Source organism: Streptomyces sp. Ag109_O5-10 (assembly GCF_900105755.1).
In the GTDB taxonomy this organism is placed as follows: Bacteria; Actinomycetota; Actinomycetes; order Streptomycetales; family Streptomycetaceae; genus Streptomyces.
In genome coordinates this window covers 5180551-5203031 of sequence record NZ_FNTQ01000001.1, presented here as the reverse complement: position 1 = coordinate 5203031, position 22481 = coordinate 5180551, and the positions used below count along the sequence as shown (strand labels likewise).

Annotated in this window: 19 protein-coding genes and 1 pseudogene; 4 read left to right on the top strand and 16 right to left on the bottom strand. The window is 72.0% G+C overall.

The window, feature by feature from the left end:
- Positions 1-91: 91 nt before the first annotated feature.
- Positions 92-784: an iron-dependent transcriptional repressor DtxR gene (locus tag BLW82_RS23870; RefSeq protein WP_093501586.1), complete on the bottom strand. Its 693-nt coding sequence runs from the start codon at positions 782-784 to the stop codon at positions 92-94.
- A 303-nt stretch (positions 785-1087) separates the two neighbouring features.
- Here BLW82_RS23870 and BLW82_RS23865 point away from each other — a divergent pair, with 303 nt between their 5' ends.
- Both BLW82_RS23865 and BLW82_RS23860 read left to right on the top strand, forming a co-directional pair.
- Positions 1088-1843: an SIS domain-containing protein gene (locus tag BLW82_RS23865; protein WP_093501584.1), complete on the top strand. Its 756-nt coding sequence runs from the start codon at positions 1088-1090 to the stop codon at positions 1841-1843.
- A gap of 51 nt (positions 1844-1894) precedes the next feature.
- Positions 1895-2791, top strand: a complete 897-nt coding sequence (locus BLW82_RS23860) for an aminoglycoside phosphotransferase family protein (RefSeq protein WP_093501582.1) — start codon at positions 1895-1897, stop codon at positions 2789-2791.
- A gap of 8 nt (positions 2792-2799) precedes the next feature.
- On the opposite strand, the gene BLW82_RS23855 is transcribed toward BLW82_RS23860, so the two are convergent.
- The 3 genes from BLW82_RS23855 to pdxH form a co-directional block, all read right to left on the bottom strand.
- The gene (locus tag BLW82_RS23855) at positions 2800-4218 is read right to left on the bottom strand and encodes a PAS domain-containing protein (protein WP_093508222.1); all 1419 of its coding nucleotides are present in this window, start codon (positions 4216-4218) and stop codon (positions 2800-2802) included.
- 113 nt (positions 4219-4331) lie between these two features.
- Positions 4332-4796, bottom strand: a complete 465-nt coding sequence (locus tag BLW82_RS23850) for a GNAT family N-acetyltransferase (protein WP_093501581.1) — start codon at positions 4794-4796, stop codon at positions 4332-4334.
- A 334-nt stretch (positions 4797-5130) separates the two neighbouring features.
- The gene (gene pdxH, locus BLW82_RS23845; protein ID WP_177233047.1) at positions 5131-5847 is read right to left on the bottom strand and encodes a pyridoxamine 5'-phosphate oxidase; all 717 of its coding nucleotides are present in this window, start codon (positions 5845-5847) and stop codon (positions 5131-5133) included.
- A gap of 121 nt (positions 5848-5968) precedes the next feature.
- Between pdxH and BLW82_RS23840 the strand changes: the two genes are divergently transcribed.
- Positions 5969-7069 (top strand): citrate synthase 2, encoded by a 1101-nt coding sequence (locus BLW82_RS23840; protein WP_093501577.1) that lies wholly within the window; start codon positions 5969-5971, stop codon positions 7067-7069.
- 68 nt (positions 7070-7137) lie between these two features.
- Here BLW82_RS23840 and BLW82_RS23835 read toward each other — a convergent pair whose 3' ends face one another.
- From BLW82_RS23835 to BLW82_RS23800, 8 genes are read right to left on the bottom strand one after another with little or no spacing between them, the layout of a single operon-like run.
- Entirely contained in the window at positions 7138-7761 is a 624-nt protein-coding gene (locus tag BLW82_RS23835) for a TetR/AcrR family transcriptional regulator (RefSeq protein ID WP_093501575.1), read from the bottom strand.
- A complete protein-coding gene (locus tag BLW82_RS23830) occupies positions 7749-8531 on the bottom strand; it encodes an enoyl-CoA hydratase family protein (protein WP_093501573.1) in 783 nt (260 codons plus the stop codon). The genes BLW82_RS23835 and BLW82_RS23830 overlap by 13 nt, the downstream gene beginning before the upstream one ends.
- Entirely contained in the window at positions 8528-10123 is a 1596-nt protein-coding gene (locus BLW82_RS23825) for a 4-coumarate--CoA ligase family protein (protein WP_093501571.1), read from the bottom strand. Before BLW82_RS23825 ends, BLW82_RS23830 begins: the two co-directional genes overlap by 4 nt.
- Positions 10124-10180: 57 nt before the next feature.
- Positions 10181-11347: an acyl-CoA dehydrogenase family protein gene (locus tag BLW82_RS23820; RefSeq protein ID WP_093501569.1), complete on the bottom strand. Its 1167-nt coding sequence runs from the start codon at positions 11345-11347 to the stop codon at positions 10181-10183.
- A gap of 55 nt (positions 11348-11402) precedes the next feature.
- Positions 11403-13247, bottom strand: coding sequence for an acetyl/propionyl/methylcrotonyl-CoA carboxylase subunit alpha (locus BLW82_RS23815; protein WP_093501567.1), 1845 nt, complete (start codon positions 13245-13247; stop codon positions 11403-11405).
- 8 nt (positions 13248-13255) lie between these two features.
- A complete protein-coding gene (locus BLW82_RS23810) occupies positions 13256-14854 on the bottom strand; it encodes an acyl-CoA carboxylase subunit beta (RefSeq protein ID WP_093501565.1) in 1599 nt (532 codons plus the stop codon).
- On the bottom strand, positions 14851-16548 hold the full coding sequence (locus tag BLW82_RS23805) for an acyclic terpene utilization AtuA family protein (RefSeq protein WP_177233046.1): 1698 nt from the start codon (positions 16546-16548) through the stop codon (positions 14851-14853). Before BLW82_RS23805 ends, BLW82_RS23810 begins: the two co-directional genes overlap by 4 nt.
- Positions 16545-17339, bottom strand: coding sequence for a TIGR03084 family metal-binding protein (locus tag BLW82_RS23800; RefSeq protein WP_093501563.1), 795 nt, complete (start codon positions 17337-17339; stop codon positions 16545-16547). Before BLW82_RS23800 ends, BLW82_RS23805 begins: the two co-directional genes overlap by 4 nt.
- Positions 17340-17449: 110 nt before the next feature.
- Here BLW82_RS23800 and BLW82_RS45620 point away from each other — a divergent pair.
- Positions 17450-17681 (top strand): annotated as a pseudogene (locus tag BLW82_RS45620) (permease); the annotation flags it as partial.
- A 93-nt stretch (positions 17682-17774) separates the two neighbouring features.
- On the opposite strand, the gene BLW82_RS23790 reads toward BLW82_RS45620, so the two are convergent.
- The 4 genes from BLW82_RS23790 to BLW82_RS23770 all read right to left on the bottom strand — a co-directional run bounded on the left by BLW82_RS23790 (position 17775) and on the right by BLW82_RS23770 (position 22282).
- A complete protein-coding gene (locus tag BLW82_RS23790) occupies positions 17775-18854 on the bottom strand; it encodes an EamA family transporter (protein WP_093501561.1) in 1080 nt (359 codons plus the stop codon).
- 184 nt (positions 18855-19038) lie between these two features.
- The gene (locus BLW82_RS23785) at positions 19039-19890 is read right to left on the bottom strand and encodes a hypothetical protein (protein ID WP_093501559.1); all 852 of its coding nucleotides are present in this window, start codon (positions 19888-19890) and stop codon (positions 19039-19041) included.
- A gap of 461 nt (positions 19891-20351) precedes the next feature.
- Complete coding sequence (locus tag BLW82_RS23775) at positions 20352-20636, bottom strand: hypothetical protein (RefSeq protein ID WP_093501556.1); 285 nt, start codon at positions 20634-20636, stop codon at positions 20352-20354.
- 518 nt (positions 20637-21154) lie between these two features.
- Entirely contained in the window at positions 21155-22282 is a 1128-nt protein-coding gene (locus BLW82_RS23770) for a lipid II:glycine glycyltransferase FemX (RefSeq protein ID WP_093501554.1), read from the bottom strand.
- Positions 22283-22481: the final 199 nt, after the last annotated feature.

The window sequence follows — 22481 nt, the reverse complement described above, 5'->3', positions numbered from 1 at the left end:
TTCGACGCGTTCGACACGCCGCGGGGAGAGGCCGCCCGCAGACGCCAACTTCCGCACACGCAAAGGAAGTTGAACGACGGGCTTCGGGCGCTCAGCGCTTGGCGACGAACACGTGGGAGGCGACGTCCGCCTCCAGCTCGGCCGCCTCGCCGCCGCTGCCCACCAGCACCCCGCCGGCCGCCTCCGTCACGCTCACCACCGAACCGGGCTGCACACCCGCCCGCCGCAGCGTGTACATCAGCTGCGCGTCGGTCTGGATGGGCTCACCGATCCGGCGTACGACCACCGTCTTGCCGTCGGCGCCCGGGTCCAGGTCGGCCAGCGACACCATGCTCTCGTCCAGGAACGGATCCGCGCCGTCCTTCTCGCCCAGCTCCTCCAGCCCCGGGATCGGGTTGCCGTACGGCGACTCGGTCGGATGCCGCAGCAGTTCGAGCACCCGCCGCTCCACGGCCTCGCTCATCACGTGCTCCCAGCGACAGGCCTCGGCGTGCACCTGCTCCCACTCCAGGCCGATCACGTCGACCAGCAGGCACTCGGCGAGCCGGTGCTTGCGCATCACGCGCGTCGCCAGCCTGCGCCCCTCGTCGGTCAGCTCCAGGTGCCGGTCGGTGGCGACGGACACCAGACCGTCCCGCTCCATCCGCGCCACCGTCTGGCTCACCGTCGGCCCGCTCTGGTCGAGCCGCTCCGCGATGCGGGCGCGCATGGGGACGACGCCTTCCTCTTCGAGCTCGAGGATGGTGCGGAGATACATCTCCGTGGTGTCGATCAGTCCGGACATTCGTGCCCCTCGATTACCTCTGCCGGAAGCCCCGGCGGCGTGCACTGCAACCAATTCTGCCGGATCCCACTGACAAGCGGGGGACACCGGAAGAACGGGGGGTGCGGGCCCGTCCTGCACCGGCGGGCCGGTGGTGGTTGCTCGCGCAGTTCACCGCGCCCCTCGCAGGGCGCCGCGGCCGCCGTGGCCTCGTAGCCCGGCACCCTTCGGCACAGGCCGTATTGACACCACCATGGTCCAGACCTGAGGGTGATCCGCGACACAGACGCCGACACAGACGCTGACGCTGCGAAGGGGCACCGCATGAGCGACGGCACGCCCGCCGACCTGTTCTTCGACGCCGCCATCGGCCTCCTGCAACGGGTCCGCGACGAGGAGGCCGAGACCATCGCCGCCGCCGGCACCCTCCTCGCCGACACCGTCACCGCCGGCGGCCGCCTCTTCGCCTTCGGCGCCGGGCACTCCTCCCTCGCCGCCCAGGACGTCGTCTACCGCGCCGGCGGCCTCGCCCTCATGAACCTCCTCGCCGCCCCCGGCCTCGTCGGCGTCGACGTCATGCCCGCCACCCTCGGCTCCCGCCTCGAACGCGTCGACGGACTCGCCACCGCCGTCCTCGACACCTCACCCCTGCGCGCCGGCGACGCCCTCGTGATCATCTCCCTCTCCGGCCGCAACGCCCTCCCCGTCGAGATGGCCATCAGCGCCCGCGACCGCGGCGCCAGGGTCATCGGCGTGACGTCGGTCGCGTACGCCACCGAGACCACCTCCCGGCACGCCTCCGGCACCTACCTCAAGGACCACTGCGACGTCGTCCTCGACTCGAAGATCGCCGTCGGCGACGCCGAACTCACCCTCGACACCATCCCGGCCCCCTTCGCGCCCGCCTCCACCGTCGTCACCAGCGCCCTGCTCCAGGCGGTCCTGGCCACCACCGCCGCCACCCTCGCCGACCGCGGCACCGAACCCCCGCTGCTCCGCTCCGGCAACGTCGACGGCGGCCACGAGTGGAACGCCCGCGTCTTCGAGCAGTACCGCGACCGGATCTTCTACCAGCACTGAGGCCGGAGAACCCCAGCCGCTCCGCCCCACGCCTCGCTACTGTGGCTCCGCGTGACCGGTACCGAGATCGAGATCAGCGCGGACCTGGTCCGCGGCCTCCTGCGGGAGCAGCATCCGGACCTCGCGGGGCTCGCCGTTCGCGAGGTGGCGGGCGGCTGGGGCAACCAGATGTGGCGGCTCGGGGACGAGCTGGCCGTGCGCATGCAGCGCATGGACCCCACCCCGGAACCCCAGCTCAAGGAGCGGCGGTGGCTGCCCGTGCTGGCCCCGCGGCTGCCGCTCCCGGTACCGACCCCGGTGCGGTTCGGCGAACCCTCCGAGCGCTTCCCCAAGCACTGGACCGTGATGACATGGGTTCCCGGCGAGCCGCTGGACCACGGCTCGATCAGCCGCGGCACCCACGCGGCCGACACGCTGGCGGATTTCCTCCGGGCGCTCCACGTACCGGCGCCCGCCGAAGCCCCGACCGCCACGGACCGCGGTGCCCGTCCCGGGCACTCCTCGGACGGCTTCGAGAACCTCCTCCAGGCCGTCGCCCCCCACGACGTCGCCGCCCGCGTCCGGGCCGTCTGGGACGACGCCGTCGCGGCCCGGGCCTGGGAGGGCCCGCCGGTGTGGGTGCACGGCGACCTCCATCCCGCGAACGTCGTCGTCTCGGACGGAACGCTCTCGGGCATCGTCGACTTCGGTGACATGTCGGCCGGCGATCCGGCGTGGGACCTCGCCGCCGCATGGGTGCTGCTGCCCGCGGGCACGGCCGCACGGTTCTTCGACACGTACGCGCGCGCGGACGAGGCGGCGATCCGGCGCGCCCGCGGACTGGCCGCGATGAAGTGCCTCTTCCTGATGCTGATGGGCCAGAACGGGGACCGAGGACTTCCCGGCGGCAAGCCGCACTGGGGACCGGTGGGCCGGGCGGCACTCGACCGTGTCCTGCAAGGCGTCTGACGACCGGCTCAGCCCGCGGGACGGTCCTTCGCGAGATGGGCGAGATCCAGCGCGGTGGCGATGCGCACCGCCACGTCCTCGGCGTACGTCGCGTCCGCGCGCTCGAAACGGTTGCGGCCCGCCCCGCGCAGGAACGTCACGACGCCCAGCGTCCGCCCCCGGCTGCGCAGCACCGCGCACAACGCGTGCACCGCGTCCCCGGGCCACCGCCGGTCCAGCGCCCAGGCCCGTGCCCGGTCCAGCGGCACCGAACCGGCGTCCGCCCGCACGCTGCCCGCCCGCGCCACGCACTGCAACGCCGGATGCCCCTCCTCGTAACGCACCGGCAGCCCCGCCGCACCCGTCAGCATGCTCGGCCCCGGCGTCCCCGACGGCGTGGCCGCGATGCGCACCAGCCGCACCGGTCCCACCTCCCCGTCGGCCCGCGAACCGCCCACCACCCGGTCGATCACCGCGTGATCGGCGAACCCGGCCAGCGCGAAGTCCAGATGGACGGTCGCCGCCTCCGCCGGGTCCTCGCACTCCGCGGCCGCACGGGCCGCACGATGCAGCTGATTGGCCCGGAAGCGCAGCATCGCCGCCTCCTGCTCGGCCTGCTTGGCCTCCGTGACGTCCAGGAACAGCCAGCCGACCCCGAGCGGCACCGGCTCCTCCGCCAGTGGCGACGCCAGCCGCAGGAACCCCGACCGCCAGCAACGCCGCTGCTCGCCCTCCGCCGTCCGCACACTCACCCACATCTCGGCCGGCGCGGGCGGCGCCCCCTCGGCCAGCACATGCGTCAGCGCACCCTCCAGATCCTCCACACCCAGCGCCAGCAGCTCGCCCAGCGGCCGCCCCAGCGCCGACGTACGCCCGGTACCGAGCGCCCGCGCGGCATACGCGTTGACGACGGCCGGCCGCAGGTCCGCGTCCACGACCACCACACCCCAGGCCGCGTCCTCGAACAGCGCCTCGCTCAGCGCGATCGACCGCTCCAGGTCGATCTGCGCATGCACCTCGCTGAACGCGCAGTACACCCCGGCGGGCTTCCCGTCCGGCCCCCGCACGGCCGCCGACTGCGTCCGTACGAGCACCCGCCCGCCGTCCTTCGTGAGCAGCGCGAACTCGTGCACCTGACGCCCCGGAGCGTGCATCGCGGACAACAGCCGGCCCTCGACCTCGTCCGCGTCCGCCTCACGCACCGCCCACCCGGCGAACCCGTGCCGGCCCACCGCCTCGGCCGCCGTCCACCCCAGGATCCGCTCGGCCTCACGGTTCCAGTGAGTGACGAACCCGTCCGCGTCGAAGGCACACAGTGCCGCGTCCATGCCGTCGAGCAGCGCCGCGAGCAGGTCGGACCCGCCCGAGTCCTCCGGAACATCCCGCTCCGGCTCGGGCCCGTCGGGCCCCAGCTCGTCCGTGGCCCCACTACGCCGGGAAGCACTCACCTGGACCCCCATCAGGCTCACTCACTGCCTTCATTCAACTCGAACGTGACGCAGCCCACACTGTGTTCCCGCAAGATTGAAGGAATCGTTGCAACCCGCCGCCCGCCACCTCCTCACAGCACGAGCCGCAGATCCACCCACTCGTCGCTCTTCCCGTCGAGCACATACCGCTCCACCTCGGCGAACCCGTACCGCGCGGCGAACCGCAACCCGTCCTCGTTGACGCCCAGCACACACGTCTCGACGACCTCGGCCCCCTGCCCGCGCACGTACGCGAGCACATGCTCGTACAGCGCCGTCCCGAATCCCCGCCGCCGGAACTCCGGCAGCACCCGCGCGATCACCGTCCCCACCCCGCCGACGACGGGCCGCACGGTCGCACACCCCACGAGCACGTCCCCGTCGTACGCGTTCTCCAGCCGGTACCCCCGCGCAAGCCGCTCCCGCGCCTCCGCCACCGACATCGCGGCCGGCGGCACCACGACGTTGTGCACGTACCGCCACTGCTCCAGCGCCTCACCGTCGTCGTCCACCAGGCCGATCCAGAGCCCGCCCGCACTCACTCGCCGCTTTGTCATGGTCGGGAAGCTAGGGGGTGCCGCCGTGGCACGTCACCTTCAATAAATCCCTTGAGCACCTCCGGCCGACTTCGTAGGGTGTGGGGTACACGAGAAGGGAGGTGGTTCGGCAGATGTATGACAACCGGACGCGTGAGGTGGCTGCGGGCTAGCGGCCCGTCACCACACCGAGTGCGGTGCCGGACCAGCGTGCGACCGATGCATGCAGCCGGCCCAATCCCAGGCAGTCACCCGACCCGCGAGCTCGCCGGTACGTCCGGCCGGCTTCTCCGCCGTACGGCGGAGGGACCCGAGCTCGCGGGTCGTCTGCGTTTTCGGGCGCCGTCCGGGGGCGTCAGGGGCTGAGGCGTTCCACGTGCCAGGTGCCGGCGGGGTCGGCGACGTAGCGGAGGCGGTCGTGGAGGCGGTTCTGGCGGCCCTGCCAGAACTCGACGGCCTGGGGGGCGATGCGGAAGCCGCCCCAGTGCGGGGGGACCGGGACCTGTTCGCCCTCGGGGTAGCGGGCGCTGAGCTCCGCGTAGGCGGCGTCGAGTTCGGCGCGGGAGTAGATGACCGTGGACTGGGTGCTGGCCCAGGCGCCGAGCTGGGAGCCGTGCGGGCGGGTGCGGAAGTAGGCGGCGGTCTCGTCGCGGCCGGTGCGGCGGGCGGTGCCGGTGACGATGACCTGGCGGGCGATGGCGTGCCAGGGGAAGACCAGCGAGACGTACGGGTTCGCGGCGAGATCCTGGGCCTTGCGGGAGTCGTAGTTCGTGTAGAAGACGAAGCCGCGGCTGTCGTACTGCTTCATCAGGACCGTGCGGGAGCTGGGGCGGCCCTCGGCGTCGGCGGTGGCGACGACCATCGCGTTGGGTTCGTAGATCATGCCGTCGGCGGCGGCCCGCGCGGCCTGTTCGAACCAGCGGGTGAACTGGTCCATGGGGTGGGCGGCCAGATCGTGCTCTTCGAATCCCTCGGCCCGGTAGTGCTTGCGCATCGCGGCGGGGTCGAGGATGGGGTCGTCGGATGCGGCGGCGTCGCGATCGGTCACGCGGTCATCCTGCCGTATGCACATATGGGTCCGGGGCACATGTGACGCATACCCGCCCTGGCACTGAGTGCCGCTGGGGTCCCCAAGAGTGGCACTCGGAGTTATGGTGCAGTTGCCTCCGCCTACACCCCCGAGGAGCCGCCCCATGTCCGACTTCGTGCCTGGGCTCGAAGGAGTCGTCGCGTTCGAGACGGAGATCGCCGAACCGGACAAGGAGGGAGGCGCCCTGCGGTACCGGGGCGTCGACATCGAGGATCTGGTCGGGCACGTCTCGTTCGGGAACGTGTGGGGGCTCCTGGTGGACGGGGCCTTCAACCCGGGGCTGCCGCCGGCCGAGCCGTTCCCGATCCCCGTCCATTCGGGTGACATCCGGGTGGACGTGCAGTCGGCGCTCGCGATGCTGGCGCCGGTGTGGGGTCTGAAGCCGCTCCTGGACATCGATGCCGAGCAGGCCCGCGAGGATCTGGCGCGGGCCGCGGTCATGGCGCTGTCGTACGTCGCCCAGTCGGCCCGCGGGCAGGGGCTGGCGATGGTGCCGCAGCGGGAGATCGACAAGGCGCACTCGGTGGTGGAGCGGTTCATGATCCGGTGGCGCGGCGAGCCGGATCCCAAGCATGTGGCGGCTGTCGACGCCTATTGGACCTCGGCCGCCGAGCACGGCATGAACGCGTCCACCTTCACGGCGCGGGTGATCGCCTCGACCGGCGCGGACGTCGCCGCGGCGCTGTCGGGTGCGGTGGGGGCCATGTCGGGGCCGTTGCACGGAGGTGCGCCGTCTCGGGTGCTCGGGATGATCGAGGAGATCGAGCGGACCGGGGACGCGGTGGGGTACGTCAAGCGGGCGCTGGACCGGGGCGAGCGGCTGATGGGGTTCGGGCACCGGGTGTACCGGGCGGAGGATCCGCGGGCGCGGGTGCTGCGGCGGACGGCGCGGGAGCTGGGGGCGCCGCGGTTCGAGATCGCGGAGGCGTTGGAGAAGGCGGCGCTGGAGGAGCTCCACAATCGGCGGCCGGATCGTGTGCTCGCCACCAATGTGGAGTTCTGGGCGGCGATCATGCTGGACTTCGCGGAGGTGCCGGCCCACATGTTCACGTCGATGTTCACGTGTGCGAGGACCGCCGGGTGGTCGGCGCACATTCTTGAGCAGAAGCGGACGGGCCGGTTGGTGCGGCCCTCGGCGGAGTACGTGGGGCCGGGGGTGCGCAGGCCTCAGGACATCGAGGGGTACGGGGATATCGCCCACTAGGGCGGGTGCGGCGGTGGGTGGGCGGGTGCGGGTGGACGGGGGGCTGGTCGCGCAGCTCCCCGCGCCCCTTACGGGGTGCTGTCCAGCACCTCGTCCAGCAGCGCCGCCCACTGTGTCACCACTCGCTCCCGCCGCGCCCTGTCGTCCGTGAGCAGATTCGCCAGGCCGAGGCCCCGCGCCATGTCCAGGAGGCCCTGGACCGTCTCCCGCGCACCCGGGTGGGATTCGTCGGCGGCGAGGAGGTCGACGGCGATGCGGTGGGTCTCACGGCCCACGCGGGCTTCCAGTTCGGTGACGCGGGGGCGGAGCTGGTCCTCGTTGGAGGCGGCGACCCAGAGGTGGAGGGCGGCGCGGAAGAGGGGGCCGGTGTAGAGGTCGACGAGGGCGGAGACGACTGCTCTGCGGTCGTCGGCCGCGCCCTGCGGGAACAGGGCGCGCAGGGCCGTGGAGCGTTCCTCGGCGACGTATTCGACGGCTGCCGTGAAGAGGTCCTCGCGGGTCGGGAAGTGGTGCTGGGCGGCGCCCCGGGAGACGCCGGCGCGCTCGGCGACGACGGCGACCGTGGAGCCGGTCCAGCCGTGTTCGGCGAGACAGGCCACGGCGGCTTCCAGGAGCCGCTGCCGGGTGGCCCGGCTGCGGTCCTGTTTGGGGGCGCGTTCCGCCGTGCTCGCCCCCGTGTTCACACCACCCACGCTGCGTCCCGTCGTTCGAGGAAGGCCGTCATCCCCTCGCGGGCCTGGTCGGAGGAGAACAGCCGGGCCGAGAGTGCGGTGAGGGTGGCCGCGTCCCGGTCGAATGTCTCCAGCACCCTAGCTGTGAGCAGCTGTTTCGTCTCGGCCAGGGCCTGGGGGGCGGAGCGGCGGAGGCCGTCGAGGATGGGTTCGAGGGCGGTGTCGACGTCGTCGGCGGCGGTGGTGAGGAGGCCGAGGCGGACGGCCTCGGCGGGGGCGAAGCGTTCGCCGGTGAGGTAGTAGCGGGCGAGGGCTCGGGGGTCGGTGCGCGGCAGGAGGGGCAGGGAGATCACCGCGGGGGCGACGCCGATGCGTACCTCGGTGAAGGCGAAGGTGGAGTCGGTGGAGGCGGCGGCGATGTCGCAGGCGGCGAGGAGGCCGAGGCCGCCGGCGCGGACGTGGCCGGTGACACGGGCGACGACGGGTTTGGGCAGTTCGACGATCTGGCGCAGGAGGCCGACGACGGCGTCCGGGTCGGGCGGGTCGCGCAGGTCGGCGCCGGCGCTGAAGGTCGTACCGGTGTGGGTGAGGACGACGGCGCGGACGTCGGGGTCCTTGGCGCTGTCGGTGAGGGCCTGGGCGAGTTCGGCGACGAGGGCGGCGGACAGGGCGTTGCGGGTGGCGGTGGCGTCGAGGCTGAGGGTGGTGACGGCACGCGCGCGTGTCTGTCCGATCAACGTTCCGGTCGGCGTTCGGGCCGCTGTTGCGGGCCGTGTTCCGGGTGATGTCATGGGCGCTCCTCGGGTTCCGCGGTCTTCGCGAGGGCGCGCAGTTCGCGGCGGAGTATCTTCCCGGAGGCCGCGCGGGGCACTCCGGCGATGAAGGTGACCTTGCGGACGCGCTTGTAGGGCGCGACGTGCTCGGCGACGTACAGCATGGTCTCGTTCTCGGTGAGGTCGCCGGCGGTGGGCTGGCGGACGACGAAGGCGTGCGGGATCTCGTTGCCGTCCTCGTTGTAGGCGCCGACGACGGCGGCGTCGGCGATGCCCGGGTGGGTGAGCAGGAGGGCCTCCAGTTCGGCGGGGGCCACCTGGAAGCCCTTGTACTTGATGAGTTCCTTGACCCGGTCGACGACGAACAGCCAGCCGTCGGCGTCGGCGTGGCCGACGTCCCCGGTGTGCAGCCAGCCGTCGGTGTCGATCATGTCGGCGGTGGCGTCGGGGCGGCCGAGGTAGCCCTTCATGACCTGGGGGCCGCGGATGAGGATCTCGCCGGGTTCGCCGGTGCAGACGTCCTTGCGCGGGTCGTCGAGCGAGACGATCCGCATCTCGGTTCCTGCGATGAGCTTGCCGACGGTGCCGGGCGGTGCCTGGTCCAGGGCGTCGAGCGGGGTGACGTGGGTGCCGGGCGAGAGTTCCGTCATGCCGTAGGCCTGGGCGACCGGCGGCAGGCCGAGGCGCTCGGAGCAGGCGGCGGCCAGGCGGGCGTCCAGGGGGGCGGCGGCGCTCATGACGTACTTCAGGGAGGACAGGTCGTACGCGGCGACCGCGGGGTGCTTGGCGAGGGCGAGGACGATCGGCGGCGCGACGTACAGGCCGGTGATGCGGTGGTTCTGGATCGCGGCGAGGAAGGTCTCCAGGTCGAAGCGGGGCAGGACGACGACGGTGGCGCCCTTGCGCAGCGGCGCGTTCATGAGGGCGGTGAGGCCGTAGATGTGGAAGAGGGGGAGGACGGCGAGGACGCGGTCGCCGGGGCCGGCCGGGACGGCGGGTTCGAGCTGGGCGAGATTGGTGGCGATCTGCCGGTGGGTGAGCATCACGCCCTTGGGGACGCCGGTGGTGCCGGAGGAGTACGGCAGGGCGGCGACGTCCTCGACGGGGTCGATGTCGACCTCGGGCTCCGGGGCCTCACTGGCCAGCATGTCGATCAGCGAGCGGTGGCCGGGTGCGCTGTCGCAGACGAATATCTCCGCTATGCCACCGGCGAGTTCGGCGGCCCGGCGGGCGGCTGCCAGGAGCGGTGAGACGGTCACGATCCAGCGGGCCGCGGAGTCCTTGAGCTGTTTGGCGAACTCCTCGGGCGTGGCGAGCGGGTGCACGGTGGTGACGGCGGCACCCGCGCGCGTGGCCGCGTAGAACGCGGTCGGGAAGGCGACCGTGTTGGGGCTGTGCAGGGCGAGGACGTCGCCCTTGCGGACGCCGGCCTCGGCGAGCGCGGCCGCGATCCGGCGGTGGAACCGGTCCAGTTGTGCGTACGTGAGGGTGGTGCCGTCGGTGCCGTCGATCAGGGCGGGTGCGTCGCCGAACTCGGCGGCGTGGCCGAGCACGGCCTCGTGGATGGGGAGTTCTACGGGTGGAACGTCTGCGTACTCACTGCGGAACACGGTTCCTCCAAGGCGGCCTCGGGCCTCGTCACGGCTCGGTTCGGCCTGCGTGCGACCTCAGTACGACTTGGGCAGGCCGAGGGTCTGGTGGGAGACGTAGTTGAGAATCATCTCCCTGCTCACCGGAGCAATACGAGCCACGCGCGCGGCCGTTATCAACGAGGCGAGCCCGAATTCCCGGGTGAGTCCGTTGCCGCCGAGGGTGTGCACGGCCTGGTCGACGGCCCTGACGCAGGCCTCGCCGGCCGCGTACTTGGCCATGTTGGCGGCCTCGCCTGCGCCGATGTCGTCGCCCGCGTCGTACAGGTGGGCGGCCTTCTGCATCATCAGGCGGGCGAGTTCGAGGTCGATGTGGGCCTGGGCGAGGGGGTGGGCGATGGCCTGGTGCGCGCCGATGGGGGCCTTCCAGACGGTACGGTCGCGCGCGTACTCGATCGCCCTGGAGAGCGCGTAGCGGCCCATGCCGATCGCGAACGCGGCCGTCATGATCCGCTCGGGGTTGAGTCCGGCGAACAGTTGCAGCAGACCGGCGTCCTCGTCGCCGACGAGCGCGTCGGCGGGCAGCCGCACGTCGTCCAGGGTCAGCTCGAACTGCTTCTCGGCGGCGCTCAGTTCCATGTCGATGGGACGCTTGTGGAAGCCCTCGGCGTCCGTGGGGACGATGAACAGGCAGGGCTTGAGGCGGCCGGTGCGGGCGTCCTCGGTGCGGCCGACGACGAGGACGGCGTCGGCCATGTCGACGCCGGAGATGAAGACCTTGCGGCCGGTCAGCAGCCAGTCGCCGCTCGCCGGGTCGCGGCGGGCGGTGGTGGTGATGCGGTGGGAGTTGGAGCCGGCGTCCGGTTCGGTGATGCCGAAGGCCATGAGGCGGGAGCCGTCCGCCAGCGCGGGCAGCCACCGGTTCTTCTGGGCGTCGGTGCCGAAGCGGGCGATCACGGTGCCGCAGATCGCGGGTGAGACCACGAGCATGAGGAGCGGGGAGCCCGCGGCGCCGAGTTCCTCCAGGACGATGGAGAGTTCGGCGATGCCGCCGCCTCCGCCGCCGTGCTCCTCCGGGAGATTGACGCCGAGGTAGCCGAGTTTGCCGGCTTCCTGCCAGAGCTCCGTGGGGTGACGGCCCTCGGCGACGGTTCGCGTGATGTAGTCGCGGCCGTACTTGGCGCCGAGGGCGGCCACCGCCGCGCGGAGTGCCTTGTGTTCGTCGGTTTCGATGTGGAGGGGCATGGTGGCTCCTTCGCGTGCGGGTCGTGTGTGGTTGCTCGCGCAGTTCCCCGCGCCCCTAGAGGGGCGCCTGTACCACTGCCAGGAGGGAGCCGGGCTCCACCTGCTGTCCGACCACGACCCGCAGTTCGCTCAGCGTGCCCGTGACCGGTGCCGTGATCTGGTGTTGCATCTTCATCGCCTCCAGCCACAGGAGTGGTTGTCCGGCCGTCACCGCCGCCCCCTCCTCCAGGCCCTCCGCCATCCGTACGACCGTCCCCGGCATCGGTGCCAGCAGGGACCCCGGTGCCAACTGAGCCTTGGCATCGGGGAAACGGGGCAGGGCGGTGAGGGTCGTGTTGTTGACGTGGACCTGGTCGCCGTATCTCGACACCTCGAACTTGCGGTGCACGCCGTCGATGTCGAGTACGACGAGACGGGCGCCGGTGTGCACGACCCGGACCCCGTCCGCCGTGAGGCCCTCGCGGGTGTGCCAGTAGTGGGCCTCGTGCTCCTCGCCCGCCATCAGGTAGCGCTTGGTCTGGGGCTGGGAGGGCAGGTTGCGCCAGCCGCCGAAGCGGGAGCGGCCGTGGGCGTCGGCCAGGGCGGCGGCGAGAGGGGCGTGCGGGTCGTGGGCGGGCGCCGTCAGTTCGGTGAGGTGGCGGTCGTAGAAGCCGGTGTCCATGCGGGCCGTCGTGAACTCCTCGTGGCGCAGGGAGCGGACGAGGAGGTCGCGGTTGGTGGTGGGGCCGTGCAGGGTGGCCTGTTCCAGGGCGTGGGCCAGTTTGCGGAGGGCCTCCGCGCGGGTGGGGGCGTGGGCGACGGCTTTCGCGAGCATGGCGTCGTAGTGGACGCCGATCTCGTCGCCGTCGGTGTAACCGGTGTCCAGGCGGACGCTGTCCGGTACGGCGAGGCGGTGCAGGGTGCCGGTCTGCGGGGCCCAGTCGCGGGCGGGGTCCTCGGCGTAGAGGCGGGCCTCGATCGCGTGGCCGCGCGCGGGTGGCGGGTCGAGGGGGAGGGTGTGGCCCTCGGCGACGCGGATCTGTTCGGCGACGAGGTCGAGGCCGAAGACGGCTTCGGTGACGGGGTGTTCGACCTGGAGGCGGGTGTTCATCTCCAGGAAGTGCGCCCTGCCGTCGGCGACGAGGAACTCGACGGTGCCCGCGCCGACGTAGGCGACCGAGCGGGCCGCGCGTACGGCCAGTGCGTGCAGCTCCTTCACCAGGCCTTCGGGGAGGCCCGGTGCCGGTGCTTCCTCAATGACCTTCTGGTGCCTGCGCTGGAGGGAGCAGTCGCGGGTGCCGAGCGGCCAGACCGTGCCGTGCGTGTCGGCGAGGATCTGGACCTCGACGTGGCGGCCGCGCTCGATGTAGGGCTCGACGAAGACCTCGCCGTCACCGAACGCGCTTGCGGCCTCGGCGCGTGCGCCGTCCAGGGCGGCGGCCAGTTCGTCGAGGCGGCGTACGACGCGCATGCCGCGCCCGCCGCCGCCCGCGGCCGCCTTGACCAGCACCGGCAGGTCGGACTCGGTGACCTCGCCGAGGGGGGCGACGCCCATGAGCTCCTTGGCGCGGGTCTTGGACGCCATCGCCTCGATGGCCTCCGGGGGCGGTCCGATCCAGACCAGGCCGGCGTCGACGACGGCGCGCGCGAAGTCGGCGTTCTCGGAGAGGAAGCCGTATCCGGGGTGCACGGCGTCCGCGCCGGCGCTCACGGCGGCCTTCACCACCAGGTCGGCGCGCAGGTAGGTGTCGGCGGGGGTCGAGCCCGGCAGCCGTACGGCGCTGTCGGCCACGCGCGTGTGGAGCGCGTGCTCGTCGGCGTCGGAGTGCACGGCGACGGTCCTGATGCCGAGGTCGGCGCAGGTGCGGAAGATCCGGCAGGCGATCTCGCCGCGGTTGGCGACGAGCAGGGTCGAGATCACGTGGTCCCTCACATCCGGAAGACGCCGAAGCCGCCGCGTGCGCCTTCGTAGGGGGCGGTGTGGATGGCGGACAGGCACAGGCCGAGGACGGTGCGGGTGTCGCGCGGGTCGATGACGCCGTCGTCGTAGAGCCGCCCGGACAGGAACTTGGGCAGCGACTCGGACTCGATCTGCTGCTCGACCATGGCGCGCAGGGCCGCGTCGCCGTCCTCGTCGTAGGGCCGGCCCTGCGCGGCGGCCGACTGGCGGGCGACGATCGAGAGGACGCCGGCGAGCTGCTGCGGGCCCATGACGGCGGACTTGGCGCTGGGCCAGGCGAACAGGAAGCGGGGGTCGTAGGCGCGACCGCACATGCCGTAGTGGCCGGCGCCGTAGGAGGCGCCCATGAGGACGGAGAGGTGCGGGACGCGGCTGTTGCTGACCGCGTTGATCATCATGGCGCCGTGCTTGATGATGCCGCCCTGCTCGTACTCCTTGCCGACCATGTAGCCGGTGGTGTTGTGCAGGAAGAGGAGGGGGATGTCGCGCTGGTTGGCGAGCTGGATGAACTGGGCGGCCTTCTGGGACTCCTGGCTGAACAGCACGCCCTGGGCGTTGGCGAGGATGCCGACCGGGTAGCCGTGCAGGTTCGCCCAGCCGGTGGCGAGGCTGGTGCCGTACAGCGGCTTGAACTCGTCGAAGTCGGAGGCGTCGACGAGGCGGGCGATCACCTCGCGCGGGTCGAAGGGGATCTTCAGGTCGCCGGGGACGATGCCCAGGAGTTCCTCGGCGGAGTACTTGGGGGGCTCCGCCGGGCCCGGCTCCCGGTGTGCCTTGCGGTGGTTGAGGCGGGCCACCACGCGGCGGGCCTGACGGAGCGCGTCCGGTTCGTCGACGGCGAAGTAGTCGGCGAGGCCCGACACACGCGCGTGCATCTCCGCGCCGCCCAGCGACTCGTCGTCGCTCTCCTCGCCGGTGGCCATCTTCACCAGGGGCGGTCCGCCGAGGAAGACCTTGGCGCGCTCCTTGACCATGATCACGTGGTCGGACATGCCGGGGATGTAGGCGCCGCCGGCGGTCGAGTTGCCGAAGACGACGGCGACGGTGGGGATGCCTGCGGCCGAGAGGCGGGTGAGGTCACGGAAGATGGCGCCGCCCGGGATGAAGATCTCCTTCTGGGAGGGCAGGTCGGCGCCGCCGGACTCGACCAGGCTGATGCAGGGCAGCCGGTTGGCGAGGGCGATGTCGTTGGCGCGCAGGGCCTTCTTCAGCGACCAGGGGTTGCTGGCGCCGCCGCGCACGGTCGGGTCGTTGGCGGTGATCAGGCACTCCACGCCCTCGACGACCCCGATGCCGGTGACCAGTGAGGCGCCGACGGCGTAGTCGCTGCCCCAGGCGGCCAGCGGGGACAGCTCCAGGAAGGGGGTGTCGGGGTCGAGGAGGAGTTCGATGCGCTCGCGGGCGAGGAGTTTCCCGCGTCCCCGGTGCCGTTCGACGTACTTCGGGCCGCCGCCCGCGAGGGCCTTTGCGTGCTCGGCCTCCAGGTCGGCGAGCTTGGCCAGCATGGCGTCGCGGTTCGCCCGGTAGCCGGGGGTGTGGGTGTCGAGGGTGGTCTCGATGACCGTCACAGCAGGGCCTCCGGGATGTCCAGGTGGCGGGAGCGGAGCCATTCGCCGAGGGCCTTGGCCTGGGGGTCGAAACGGTGCTGGGCGGCCACCCCCTCGCCGAGAATGCCCTCGACGGTGAAGTTGAGGGCGCGGAGGTTGGGAAGCGGGTGCCGGGTGACCGGCAACTCGGCCGTCTCGGGCAGCAGTTGCCGGAAGGTGTCGACGGTCAGGGTGTGCGCGAGCCAGCGCCACGCCTCGTCCGAGCGCACCCAGACGCCGACGTTGGCGTTGCCGCCCTTGTCGCCGCTGCGGGCCCCGGCGACGAGCCCGAGGGGCGCCCGCCGGGTGGGGCCGCCGGCCGGGTACGGCTCGGGCAGCGGTGGCTCGGGCGGGTCCTGGAGTACGAGGGTGTCCTGGGCCGGCGGCACCGGGATCCGTCGCCCGTCATGGAGGACGGCCACATGGGGCACCTCGCCATGGGGGACGTACACATCCTCGAAGACCCCATAGGGCGCGCCCTTCCCCGGTGGGGCGAGCACATGGAAACCGGGGTAACTGGCGAGCGCGAGTTCCACGGCGGCTCCGGTCAGCGCCCGGCCGACGGTCTCCTGGTCCCGGTCCCGTACGACGAGCCGGAGCAGCGCGCCGGCCGTCTCCTCGGTGTCCGCGTCGAGACGGTCGGTGCGGACCAGCTCCCAGCGGATACCGGCGGGCGGTGCCTTGGCGAGCGCGAGCGCGTCGGTCATCTGCTCCCGCACCAGGGCGGCCTTCGCCTCGATGTCGAGCCCGGTGAGCACGAAGACGACCTCGTTGCGGAAGCCGCCGAGCCGGTTGCGGCCGACCTTGAGGGTGGGCGGCGGTGCCTCGCCCCGGACGCCCTCGATCCGCACCCGGTCCGGGCCGTCCTGGCTCAGCCGGACGCTGTCCAGGCGGGCGGTGACGTCGGGGCCCGCGTACCGGGCTCCCCCGGTCTCGTACAGCAACTGGGCGGTGACCGTGCCGACGTCGACGAGGCCGCCGGTGCCGAGGTGCTTGGTGATGACGCAGCTGCCGTCCTCGTGGAGTTCGGCGAGCGGGAAGCCGGGGCGGCGCAGGTCCCGGCCCGCGGCCGCCGCCTCGGCGAAGAACGCGTAGTTGCCGCCGGTGGCCTGGGTCCCGCACTCCAGGACGTGCCCGGCGACGACGGCGCCCGCGAGCCGGTCGTACTCCCCGGGCCGCCAGCCGAAGTGGGCGGCGGCGGGCCCGGTGACCAGGGCCGCGTCGGTGACCCGGCCGGTGACCACGATGTCGGCGCCGGCCCGCAGGCACTCGGCGATCCCGAAGCCGCCGAGGTAGGCGTGGGCGGCGAGGCTTCCCGGGTGGGCGGCGGTGAGGTCGTCGCCCTCCACATGGGCGACGCGCACAGGTATGCCGAGCCGGTCGGCCAGCCGCCGTACGGCGTCGGCGAGTCCGGCCGGGTTGAGGCCGCCGGCGTTGGTGACGATCCGCACGTCCCGCTCCCGGGCCAGGCCCAGACAGTCCTCCAGCTGGCGCAGGAAGGTGCGGGCGTATCCGGCACCGGAGTCCTTGAGGCGGTCGCGGCCGAGGATGAGCATGGTCAGCTCGGCGAGGTAGTCGCCGGTGAGGACGTCGAGTTCGCCGCCGGTGAGCATTTCGCGCAGCGCGTCGAAGCGGTCGCCGTAGAAGCCGGAGGCGTTGCCTATGCGCAGGGTCACGGGGTGCCGCCCTTCGGGGCGCGGCCGGGGCCGGGCGGGCCCGCGAAGGCCTGGGCGACGTCCAGCCAGCGGTCGGCGTCCTGACCTGCGGCTTCGAGGGTGAGGTCGGCGCGGTGGGCGCGCTGGGTGACCAGGAGACAGAAGTCGAGGGCGGGGCCGGTGACGCGGTCGTCGGCGTCCTCGGGGCCGTACGTCCACAGCTCGCCCGAGGGGGCGGTCAGTTCGACGCGGAACTCCTCGAAGGGCACGGGCTGTCCGTGCACGCCGAAGGCGAAGTCCCGGGTGCGGACACCGAGTCGGGCGATGTGCCGGAGCCGGTCGGTGGGGGTGCGGGTCACGCCCAGCGCATCGGCGATGTCCAGGCCGTGTGCCCAGGTCTCCATCAACCGGGCGGTGGCCATGGAGGCGACCGACATAGGGGGGCCGTACCAAGGGAAACGCGCCCGTGCGGGCGCCGCGCGCAGCGCCTGGTCGAGGGCCTCGCGGCCGGCCCGCCAGTCCGCCAGCAACTGGGCGGGGGGCTTGGCGGCGCCCTCCTCCGCCCCGTTGTCCACGAAGTCCCCGGGCTGGGCCAGCGCCTTCTCGACCTCGCGGGAGAAGGCGTCATGGTCGGTCGCGGCCAGCAGCGAGGAGTGGTCGGTCCAGGCGAGGTGCGCGATCTGGTGGGCGACGGTCCAGCGAGGTGCGGGGGTGGCGAGAGCCCACTGCTCGGCTCCCAACTCGGCTACCAGCCGGTCGAGTTCCGCACTCTCCTCACGCAGGTCGTCGATGACGGGCGTCGGATCGGACATGGGGGGAGCATGGCAGCGCCTCAGGAAACAATCAAGCATGCTTGCATGAATTCAGGAGCGCCGCGGCCCGGAGCACGGGACCGCCGCTTCCCCCGGACCGCCGCTCCCCCTTCAACGTGGCCGTACCGCGCTCGGTCCTCGACACCTTCTCCGGTTCGCCTTGGTTGTCGGTGCTGTTCCTGGCCGCGCCGGCGGTCGTCCTCGCGGTGTGTTCGGAGGCGGACGCGTTCGTGGCGTCGTCGCTCACCGGTTTCTCCCCTCACCGCGCGGCTGGCGTTCATGGTGGTGGGGCCCATGGTCGACCTCAAGCCGATCGCGTTGCAGGCGGGTACCTTCGGGCGGACCGCCCGCCGGCCATCAAGGCGCGGACCGTGGAGATGAACGGGCTGGTCACGCCCGTCCCGGGGGGCGGGTCCTGGGACCTGACCCGGATCATCACCTCCTGCTGCGCGGCCGACGCGCAGTCCGTGAAGGTGCGGCGGCCACCGGCTCCGGCCGGACCCCGCCCGCCGAGTCCGGTTGCGCGGCGACCGCCGATCCCGGCTGTGCGGGGACCGCCTGCCGCCGGCCGCGTCCCGCCTGGGAGCGGACCGCGCCGATGCTCGCCCCGATGACGAGGGCGACGGCGGCCGCCTGGGTGGCCGACAGGGCCTGGCCGAGGACGAGGAACCCGGCGGTGGCGGCGATGGCCGGCTCCAGGCTCATGAGGACGGCGAAGGTGTGGGCCGGGAGGCGGCGCAGGGCGAGGAGTTCGAGGGTGTAGGGCAGGACCGAGGAGAGGACCGCGACCGACGAGCCCAGGGCGACGGTGGTCGGGTCCAGGAGCCTGGTGCCGGCGCCGGCGATGCCGAGCGGGAGGAAGAGCAGGGCCGCGACCGCCATGGCCAGGGCGAGGCCGTCGGCCTGGGGGAAGCGGCGGCCGGTGCGGGCGCTGAAGATGATGTAGGTGGCCCACATGGCGCCGGCGCCCAGGGCCAGGCCGACACCCACGGGGTCGAGGCCGCTGAAGTCTCCGCCGCCGAGCAGGAAGACGCCGCCCAGCGCCAGTCCCGCCCAGAGGGCGTTGATCAGGCGCCGGGAGGCCAGCACCGACAGGGCGAGCGGACCGAGCACTTCGAGGGTGACGGCGAGGCCCAGCGGGATGCGGTCGACGGCCTCGTAGAAGAGACCGTTCATCGCGCCCATGGTGATGCCGAAGACGATCACCGTGCCCCAGTCGGTGCGGGAGTGGCCGCGCAGCCGTGGCCGGCAGACCACGAGCAGGATCACGGCGGCCGCGAGGAGCCGCAGGGTCACCACGCCGAGCGCGCCCGCCCGGGGCATCAGGGTCACCGCGAGGGCACCGCCGAACTGCACGGAGATCCCGCCGGCCAGGACCAGCCCGACGGGACCGAGCGAGCCGAGCCGGCCCGGGCCGGAGGCGGCGGGCGCGGACACCGGGGCGGCCGTGGGCGTCGACGTCGGCTGTGAGGTGCTGGGGGTGCTCACGGGCGGTCCAGGGGATTCGTTGTTCATTACGATGCACTTCTCAGTCCAGGGTAATGGACTCAGACAGGCGCGTGAACCCCTCATGGAACTGTCCTGGATGGTGAGATGCGGCGCCGCCGAGCCGGTACGCGTTCGGCCTCGCCCCCTTGGCGCGGGGCGAGGCCGAACGTAGCGAAACGAATCTTCAGAGATCCCCGGACGGTGGCGGACGTTACTTCACGTCGACGTAGTCGCCGGTGGCCGTCGAGGCACCGGTGGTGGCGTTGGTGGCGAAGGAGTAGCGGTAGTAGCCGTCGACGGTGGCCTTGGTGGTGGCCTTGAGGGCGCCGCCGGTGCCGGCGGTGATGGTCTTGAGGGTGGTGTAAGTGGTGCTGCCCTTCTTGCGGAACTGCAGCTGCACCTTCTGCGACGCGTAGCCGGCGTACGTGCGGGTGTTCCAGTTGGCGCGCGTCAGCTTGCCCGTGACGGTGATGGTCTTGCCCTTCTTCACCGGCTCCGGGGTGGCGTTGACGGTCAGCTTGGACGCCTTCTTGATCTTGGCGGTGGCGACGTTGTCGTCGACGCTGGCGTTCGCGGAGAGGTCGAAGCCACCGAGGAACAGCTTCCAGGTGCCGGCGGCACCGTTGTTCTTCAGGTCGGTGGCCGCGTCGATGTTGAAGACGGCCTTGCAGCTGTAGACGCCGGTCTGGGCGGTCGACTCGACGCAGTTGGGGTCGTCGTCGGTGTCCAGTTCTCCGGTGATGCCGGCCGCGCTGGAGCTGTCGGTGCCCTGCCAGAGGGCGGCCACCGTCAGCGCGACGCCGTTGTCGCTGGTGGCGGTGTAGGTGGCGGTGACGGTCTTCTTGGTCGTGGTGCCGAGGACGATGTCCTTGCCGCCGTTCACAACGCCCTTCGAGAACTTGATGTTCCCCTCCGCGTCCTTCGGCTGGACGACCTTGGCGGAGAAGGAGGCGAGTCCATCCTGCGCGCCGGAACGTTCCGCCGCCTGAGCGGCCACCGGAACGGCGAGTGCGGACAGGACGACCGCGCCGGAGAGAACAGTGGCCGCGACGCGTATGCGCATGTGAATCCCCCTGGGATCGCGAGGGGCCCGGTGAGTCGCCCCCGGCCGAGCCCATTGGCGTACGCAGCCTACGAATCAAGTGGAGGATTCTTGAAGATCCCTTGTGCAATAGGTGTGTAACAACAGCTATGTGACGGACACTCACCAAAACTGCCCGCCGTCCGCGTTGGGCTCAGCCGCCGGCCCAGGGCTCCACGTCACGGAACAGAGGCCGGCCGTCGGGGAGCACGGTGGGCACGTTCGCCCCGTAGTGGGCCTGGATAGGGACCGACTCCACGTGTGCCGACTCCGTGTGCGGTGCCTCCGTGGAGGCTTCGTACACGGGCTGGGGCCCCAGCCCAGCGGCCGCGTACGCGTCGTAGTCGTACATGTTCCCGTACGGCTGCTGTTAGGTGTAGCCGTCGCTCTGGGCGCCCGCGCAGGAGGCCTGGGGCATCTCCACGCCATGGTTCCCCCTGCCGCTACCGCTGCCGCCGGGGCCGTGCCAGGGCGTGATCGGTGAGGTCGCTGAAGAGCAGGATGGCCTCGGTCTCGGCGAGCGCGGCGATCACCGTGCCCACCCAGACGATCACCAGCCAGCCGCGCAGGCCCCTGGTCAGCGGCCAGAAACGGCGGAAGGCAACGCGGGCCGGGATGGTGGGCATGTACTCGTCCCCGTCCTCGACGTACTTTTCGTCGTCGACCTCGTATTCCGAGCCAGCGACTTCGCACTCGAATTCCGCTTCCTCACTCTCCTTCGCGCGCATTTCGCGCCACCTCCGCCCTCCGACGCCAGAACCAACGAATTGCCGATTTCGCGAGCGACAAAGGACCGACGGCGAACCGTCGGTCCTTTTCACGGCCGGCTCAGTTGTCCTGGCCGCCGGGGATCGCCTTCGGAGCCGGCTTCTGAGCCTTCTTCTTGGGCTTCGGCGGCGGGGGCGGCGGCAGCTGCCTCTTGGGCTTGGGGGGACAGCGGGGCGAGCTTCTTGAGGCTCATTCCGACTCCTTGGGAGTTCGAAGTGCAAGTGGTGCGGGATGGTACGAGAACCTCTTGGGGCAACGTCCGGGGATTTCGGATCGTCATCCTCGGAAATCCCCGCCGTCCGACACCGAGAAACTTACACGGCCCAGATCCCAAGCAACGGTAATGTCGGCTTCCGAACGGCAAACAGGTGCTGTGAATATCCGGGTAACAGCTGCATAACGACCCCGAACCCGAGAGTTCTCTCATGAACCTGAGAGCCAGCTTATGAACCCGGGCCGGGCGAACCCCGGACAGGCCTCAGCGGCGGGCCATGTACAGGTCGAACGCCTTGTGGAGCAGCCTGTTGAGCGGGAAGTCCCACTCGCCGGCGTACTCGACGGCCTCACCGCCGGTGCCCACCTTGAAGCGGAGCAGCCCCAGCAGGTGGTTGGAGTCCTCCAGGGTGTCGGTGATGCCCCGGAAGTCGTAGACGGCGGCGCCGAGTTCGTGGGCGTCGCACATCATCCGCCACTGCATGGCGTTGTTGGGCTGGACCTCGCGCCGGCGGCTGGTGGAGGCGCCGTAGGAGTACCAGACGTGGTCGCCGACGGTGAGCATGGTGGCCGCGGCGAGGACGTCGCCGTCGTGGTGGGCGAGGTAGAGGCGCATGCGGTCGGGGTGTTCGGCGGTGAGCGCGGTCCACATGCGCTGGAAGTAGGAGAGGGGGCGCGCGATGAAGCGGTCGCGCTCGGCGGTCTCCGTGTACAGGCCGTAGAAGGCGGGCAGGTCCTCGTACCCGCCCCGGACCACCTTGACCCCGGCCTTCTCCGCCTTCTTCACGTTGCGCCGCCACTGCTGGTTGAGCCCGCGCTGGATGTCCTCCAACGACCGCCCCGCGAACGGCACCTGGAACACGTACCGGGGCTGCCCGGCCGCGAACCCCTCCTCGCCGCCCGCCTCGGCCTGCCGCCACCCCGTCCGGCGCAGCCGTTCGGCGAGGCCGGCACCAAGGGCGTCGTACGACGTCGGTTCGGTGTCCCCCAGCCGCCGGGCGGCCGGATCGGCGATGGCCTCCTTCACGGCCTCCGCGCTCCACCGCCGTACGGCGACCGGCGGCCCCATCTTCACCGCGAACGCCCCGCGTCCCTTCAGGTACGCCAGCAGCGGGTCGAGCCACCGCTCCAGCTCCGGGTCGTGCCAGTCGATGGCGGGCCCCTCCGGCAGGTACGCGAGATACCGCTTCACCCTGGGCACCGCCCGCAGCAGCACCAGCCCGGCCCCGACGATCCGTCCCTCCCCGTCGAACCATCCCAGGCTCTCGGCCGCCCAGTCGGGCTTGACGTCCCCCCAGGACGGCAACTGCATATGGCTGACGGAGGGGCGGGACCCGGCGAAGGCGAGGTGCTCGGCACGGGTGATGGGCTGGAGGCGGAGGGCTGCGGTCATGGGCGGTGCTCCTCGGCAGGTCGGCGACGGTTCACTGGCGACGCGCACCGGCCGGGACGGCGGACGGGGCTGCGGGCGGGGCCGGTGGCGTCGGCTTCCAGGACAACAGACGCACGCCTGCCGGGAATCGTTTCGGCGCGCAGGTGGGCCAAGGCGTGTCGGCGGAGTGCGGGGACGGCGGGCACCCGGCGCCCGGCGC